This window comes from Pseudomonas sp. CGJS7 (genome assembly GCF_036961695.1).
The window spans coordinates 1-6,310 of record NZ_JBAMDI010000245.1; the positions used below are offsets into that span (position 1 = coordinate 1).

Here is a 6,310-nt window from a genome sequence, read left to right on the forward strand (position 1 = left end):
TTTCGGTGAACCATTCGCAGCCGATCGCTCAGTCGGCCCAATGCCCCGGCCGGGTCGCGGTCGGCAGCACCTGCGCCGACAGCTGGCGGTCGTTGTTGAGCAGACGCACCGCGTCGGCCAGGATCGCCGCCGATTCGCGCAGCAACGGGTCCGGACGCTTGTCGGCGAGCTTCTGCCGCGCCGCGTCCTTGACGATGTCGCGCTCCGACGAGGCCAGACCGTCGTCGTTGGAATCGTCGGCCAGCGGGTCCAGCGCCAGGCCCAGTTGCTTGCGTTCGGCCTGACGCTGCTTGCGCTTGGCGTCTTCGCGATCGCGCTCGGCGCGGCGTTCGTTCTCGTTGAGCGAAATCCACTTCTTGGCGCGCTCGTCGCGGAACTGCGCCACGTCCTGCGACCACCACTGGAATTCCTTGTCGCTGCCGATGCGGCTGGTGTGCAGGGTTTCCAGCTTGGGCAGCAGCGGAGCGAAATTGCCGTAGCTGGTGTGCGGCACCGCGGCGATCTTGGTCCACGGCAGCGCGTTGTCGTAAGTGCTTTCGCCGTATTCGGTGGCGTCCACCGACACCGGGAACGCGATGTCCGGCACCACGCCCTTGTTCTGGGTGGAGCCGCCGCTGACGCGGAAGAACTGGGCGATGGTCAGCTTGACCTGACCGAAGCGCGCGGTCTCGTTGGCCGGCCAGCGGTCCAGATCGACCAGGTTCTGCACCGTGCCCTTGCCGAAGGTGGTTTCGCCGATCACCAGGCCACGACCGTAGTCCTGGATGGCGCCGGCGAAAATCTCCGAGGCCGACGCGGAACCGCGGTTGATCAGCACCGCCAGCGGACCTTCCCAGGCGATGCCGGTGTCGCTGTCGCCTTCCACGCTGACCCGGCCGCCGGATTCGCGCACCTGCACCACCGGGCCGCGGTCGATGAACAGACCGGTGAGCTCGATGGCTTCGTTGAGCGAGCCGCCGCCGTTGTTGCGCAGATCCAGCACCACGCCGTCGACCTTGTCGGCGCGCAGCTTGGTCAGCAGCTTGCCCACGTCGCGGGTGGCCGAGGCGTAATCGTTGGCGTTCTTGCGGCGGCCTTCGAAGTCTTGATAGAAGCCCGGCAGCTTGATCACGCCCACGCGCTTGGCCGGCGCGTCGCCGGCCGCGGGGATGTCGATGATTTCCGACTTGGCCGCCTGCTCTTCCAGGCGCACCTTGTCGCGCACCAGCACGATGCGGTTGGGCTTGCTGTCCAGGCCGGCCTCGGCCGGGACCACGTCCAGACGCACCTTGCTGCCCTTGGGCCCGCGGATCTTGGCGACCACGTCGTCGATGATCCAGCCGACCACGTCTTCCATCACCCCGCTGTCGCCCTGGCCCACGCCGACGATGCGGTCGCCGGGCTTGAGCAGGTTGCTGCGCGCGGCCGGGCCGCCGGGGATGACTTCGCGGATCGCGACCACGTCGTCCTGCTTCTGCAACTGCGCGCCGATGCCGTCGAGCGACAACGACATGGTCATGTTGAAGTTGTCGGCCGACTTCGGGGTGAGGTAATCGGTGTGCGGATCGATCGCGTTGGCGTAGCTGTTGACGAAAGTCTGGAACACGTCCTCGCCCTTAAGCTCGGAAATGCCCTTGGCCATGTTGGTGTAACGCTTGTCCAGGGTCTTGGCGATGTCGTCGCTCTTCTTGCCGGCCAGCTTCAGCCGCAGCCAGTCGTTGCGCACCGATTGCTTCCACAGCGCGTCGAGCGCGGCGGTGTCGGCGACCCAGGGCGCGTCCTTGCGGTCGTAGTCGTAACGGTCGGCGCCTTCGAACTCGAAATTGGCCGGCTGCTTGAGCAGCGCGCGCGCATACGCCACGCGTTCGTCGACCCGCTGCTTGTAGGTGGCGAAGATGGTGTAGGCCGGCGACAGATCGCCGCTCTTGATCGCGTCGTCGAGCTTGTTCTTGTAAGCGTCGAAACGGCCGATGTCGGCGGCGGTGAAGAATTGCTTGCCGGAGTCGAGCGATTCCAGATAGCGCTTGTACATGTCGGCCGACAGCGCATCGTCGAGCGCGCGCGGCCGGTAGGCATAGCGGCTGTCCGACAGCAGGCCGTACACCAGCTTGGCGGCGGTGGTCTGGTCGGCGGTGGGCGCGCTGGGCAAGGTCGATACGTTGCTCGAACCGGCCGGGGCATCGGGGCGGGCCAGCAACGCCAGCGGAGCGGTCAGCAGGAAGCCTGCGACCAAAGTCAGGGCACGCGTGTTCTTGAGGGTCATCGCGAAGTCTTCCCGGCCGGGGAGAGCCGGACTTTAAGGGGGATGCAGCAGGAGGATGATGCGGCTTTCGACAAGACCACAGTGCCGAAAGTTGCAAGCGCTGTCGACTCGACGCCCGCAATTGCCCGTTGCGCGCGTGAATGCGGTTCAGTTTGGGGTGAGCGGGCGTTATCGGCCCGTTATGCGCGGCCGGATCGGCCGGGCGGGCACGTTTTTCCGCGGGTTTTCCGCGATGGGCCGAGCGACGGCCGGAGCGGGCCGCAACTGGGTCGGCTTACCCGTGCCGGCCGCGATCGCCGCGGCTCAGGCGACGGCGAAACCGGCGTCGATCGCCTGCCGGTCGGCGTGATAGGACGAACGCACCAGCGGACCGGAGGCGACGTGGGTGAAGCCCAGCGCCATGCCGTAGGTTTCCAGCTCCTTGAACTCTTCCGGCGTCCAGTAACGCAGCACCGGGTGGTGGTGCGGGGTCGGCTGCAGGTACTGGCCGATGGTGATCATGTCCACGTCGTGCGCGCGCAGATCGCGCAAGGTCGCCTGCACCTGCTCCATGGTCTCGCCCAGGCCGAGCATGATCCCGGACTTGGTCGCCACATGCGGATGCTGGGCCTTGAACTTCTGCAGCAGGGTCAGCGACCACTGGTAGTCGGCGCCCGGACGCACGTTGGTGTACAGATCCGGCACGGTTTCGACGTTGTGGTTGAACACGTCCGGCGGATTGGCGTTCAAGATCTCCAGCGCGCGCTCCATCCGGCCCTTGCCGCGGAAGTCGGGGGTCAGGATCTCGATCTTGGTGCGCGGGCTTTCGTTGCGCACCGCGGCGATGCAGTCGACGAAATGCTGGGCGCCGCCGTCGCGCAGGTCGTCGCGGTCGACGCTGGTGATGACCACGTACTTCAGGCCCATGTCGGCGACGGTGCGGGCCAGATTGGCCGGCTCGTTGGCGTCCGGCGGCTTGGGCCGGCCGTGGGCGACGTCGCAGAACGAGCAGCGGCGGGTGCAGACCTCGCCGAGGATCATGAAGGTCGCGGTGCCGTGGCTGAAGCACTCGTGGATGTTGGGGCAGCTGGCTTCTTCGCAGACCGTGACCAGACGGTTTTCGCGCAGCTTGGCCTTGAGCACGGCGACCGAGTTGCCCGAGGGGATGCGCACCCGGATCCACGAGGGCTTGCGCAGCACCGGCACGTCGGCGAACTGCACCGGCGAGCGGTTGATCTTGTCGCCGCCGAGCTGCTTGGCGCCGGGCGTCATCGTGGTCGACTCCAGCACCGCCGGCGCGAACGCTTCGGGCGCGCCGCCGCTGACGACCGTGAGCGGGATGGACTTGGAGGCGGGGCTGGTCATGGCGTTGCTTGGCTCTTGTCGTTTAGCTCCCTCTCCCGCTGGCGGGAGAGGGCTGGGGTGAGGGCCGGCGGCGGTTGGCGGTGTCGCGCCCTCATCCGCCCTTCGGGCACCTTCTCCCGCGAGCGGGAGAAGGGAAATCGAACACTCCTCCCGTGGGCGGGAGAAGGGAAATCAGAAACTCAACGGCTCCGCGTTCTCGACGCTCAAACCGAACTGCCGGGCCAGGTTGGCCACCAACGCCGGTTTGACCTGCTCCATGCCCGAGGGGCCGCCCAAGTCTAGCACCGAGGTCACCTGCAGCCCCTGATAACCGCAAGGGTTGATCCGCTGATACGGCGACAGATCCATGGCGATATTGAACGCCAGCCCGTGGAAGGTGCAGCCGCGGCGCACCCGGATCCCCAGCGCCATGACCTTGGCCCCGGCCACGTACACGCCCGGCGCGCCGTCCTTGCGGGCGCCTTCGATGTTCCATTCGGCCAGGGTGTCGATCACCGCCTGTTCGATCCGGTCGACGTACTCGCGCACCCCGACCTTGAGCCGGCGCAGGTCCAGCAGCGGGTACAGCACGATCTGGCCGGGGCCGTGGTAGGTGACCTGGCCGCCGCGATCGACGTGGATCACCGGGATATCGCCCGGCATCAGCACGTGTTCGTCCTTGCCGGCCTGGCCCAGGGTGAACACCGGGTCGTGTTCGACCAGCCACAACTCATCGGGCGTGTCGGCGTCGCGCGCGTCGGTGAAGGCCTGCATCGCGCGCCAGACCGGCTCGTACGGCTGCCGGCCCAGATCGCGCAGCTGCGCGGCCGGCGCCGAGGCCACGCCGCCGAACACGGCGGCGACGGAGTCGATCACAGTGTCCACTTCACTTCCGGGTGATCGCGCAGCACCTGGTGCGCCAGGTCGTACTGGGCGCGATCCTTGGCGCGGAAGCTGATCCGTACCGAGACGTACTTGCCGCTGGAGGAATGCTTCCACTGGATGGTTTCGGTCACCACCTCGATCCCGGCCTGCATCAGCAATTGCGGCAGTACGCGTTCCAGGCCGATGTCGGCCGAACCCATCGCGCTGAGCTCGAAGTCGCCGGGAAACTGGAAGCCGTGATCGGGGTTGTCGGAATGAATGTCCATGCCCGCCATTATGGGTCCGCGCCCGGGGCAACCCAAGCTCGGCGCTGGGACGGCGGCATTGCGCTGATGGAACGAGAACCCGGCGGCGCCGGATCGGCCCGCAGCCGCCAGATTCGGCATGCCGCGGGCCTCGCACCCCGTGCCGCCTGCCGCAATCGCGCGGCACGCGTTAACGTGGCGACTCCGCCGCCGCATTCACCTCACGATGGGCCCGCAAGACCGCCAACATTCCGCCCGCCCCGCCGCCGTGGGCCTGATCGCGCTGGCCCTGGGCGCGGCCGTGATGGCGGTCGCGGTGCCGGCCTTGCGCAAGCCTGAGCGCGAGGGCTGGATCGCGCTGCCGCCGCAGCCGATGGATGCGACCGATCCGGATATTCGGCAGTTGCTCAGCAAATCCGAACGGATCGCCGATCCCGACTGGCGCACGCCGGGCCCGCGCGGGCTGGCTGCGCATTGCGGCAGCGAGGACGTCGAACCCGCGACGCCACCGCCCAGCTCGGGCACATTTCTGCCCAGCGAAACCTGGCGGACCGAGACCCATCCCGATCCGGTGCCCATCGGCGGCGACCGCTACGTCATGTGGTTGGGTTCCCCCGACCTACCGACGACGGCATGGCACGTGCAGATCGACGTGCACGGCAGCAACGCTCGCGTGCGCGTGCACGATGACCTGAGGCATCGTCCAACCCGCCATCCGCTCACGCTTTCGTACCGCGAAGGGTTCCCCGTCGACCGGAGGATCGACCTGAGCCGCCTGAAGGCTTTGCGAGAAGCCTGGAACGTCCCCGAACTATGGACCGCGCCGCAGCGCAGCGCCGTGTTCTGCGCGCAAGAATACGGCGGCCCGGACGCGTTCTTCGAAGCCTGCGTCGACGGCCGCTACTTCGCCCGCGACCGCGCCTGCGACCGCAACGCGCAAGAACCGCTGCGGCTGCTGTGGCAACGCGTGACCGAACTGACGCCGGCGCCGCCGTCCAAGCGATGAGCCCGGACCGCCCGCTGCCGCCCAGCGGCGACCGCCTGGCGTTGATGCTCGATCTCGACGAAACCCTGATCTACGCCAGCGAGTTCGAGCTCGACCGTCCGGCGGATTTCCACGCGGCCGGCTATCACGTTTACCGACGCCCGCATCTGTCGACCTTCCTCGAAGACGTGCTGGCGCGCTACGACGTCGGCGTGTGGACTTCCTCGGGCCGCGTTTACGCCGAAGCGGTGTGCGCCGCGTTGTTTCCGCCGCGAACGCTGCGCTTCCTGTGGTCGCGGGAACGCTGTTCGATCGGCCGCGATTGGGACAGCGGCGAGTATGTCGACCGCAAGCGCCTGCAGAAACTCAAACGGCACGGCTATCGATTGGAACGGATCGTCGCGATCGACGACACGCCGGCCAAGCACGCACACAACTACGGCAACCTGGTCTGCGTGAGCGAGTACCTGGGCGAAGACCCGTGCGACCGGGAATTGCTGGATCTGATCGCTTATCTGGAGCATCTGGCGGCCGAGCCCAATGTGCGCGGCATCGAGAAGCGGCGCTGGCGTGAGCGGGCGCTGGCCGCCCGCGCCTGAGCAAGCCGCGCGATCTGCCTGTAGGAGCGGC

General features: G+C 67.5%; 6 protein-coding genes. 2 read left to right on the forward strand and 4 right to left on the reverse strand.

Annotated elements, in window-relative coordinates:
- Positions 1 to 28: 28 nt before the first annotated feature.
- The 4 genes from V7787_RS51980 to V7787_RS51995 form a co-directional block, all read right to left on the reverse strand.
- Positions 29 to 2,242 carry a carboxy terminal-processing peptidase gene (locus V7787_RS51980; protein ID WP_336095324.1) on the reverse strand — a complete coding sequence of 738 codons (2,214 nt, stop codon included), beginning with the start codon at positions 2,240 to 2,242 and terminating at the stop codon, positions 29 to 31.
- A gap of 303 nt (positions 2,243 to 2,545) precedes the next feature.
- Positions 2,546 to 3,586, reverse strand: coding sequence for a lipoyl synthase (gene lipA, locus V7787_RS51985; protein WP_336095325.1), 1,041 nt, complete (start codon positions 3,584 to 3,586; stop codon positions 2,546 to 2,548).
- Positions 3,587 to 3,757: 171 nt separating this feature from the next.
- A complete protein-coding gene (gene lipB, locus V7787_RS51990; protein ID WP_442965383.1) occupies positions 3,758 to 4,441 on the reverse strand; it encodes a lipoyl(octanoyl) transferase LipB in 684 nt (227 codons plus the stop codon).
- Positions 4,438 to 4,716 (reverse strand): DUF493 family protein, encoded by a 279-nt coding sequence (locus V7787_RS51995; protein ID WP_336095326.1) that lies wholly within the window; start codon positions 4,714 to 4,716, stop codon positions 4,438 to 4,440. The genes lipB and V7787_RS51995 overlap by 4 nt, the downstream gene beginning before the upstream one ends.
- Before the next feature lie 205 nt (positions 4,717 to 4,921).
- Here V7787_RS51995 and V7787_RS52000 point away from each other — a divergent pair, with 205 nt between their 5' ends.
- Positions 4,922 to 5,701 carry a hypothetical protein gene (locus V7787_RS52000; RefSeq protein ID WP_336095327.1) on the forward strand — a complete coding sequence of 260 codons (780 nt, stop codon included), beginning with the start codon at positions 4,922 to 4,924 and terminating at the stop codon, positions 5,699 to 5,701.
- Positions 5,698 to 6,279: an HAD family hydrolase gene (locus tag V7787_RS52005; RefSeq protein WP_336095328.1), complete on the forward strand. Its 582-nt coding sequence runs from the start codon at positions 5,698 to 5,700 to the stop codon at positions 6,277 to 6,279. The genes V7787_RS52000 and V7787_RS52005 overlap by 4 nt, the downstream gene beginning before the upstream one ends.
- The last annotated feature ends 31 nt before the right edge of the window (positions 6,280 to 6,310 follow it).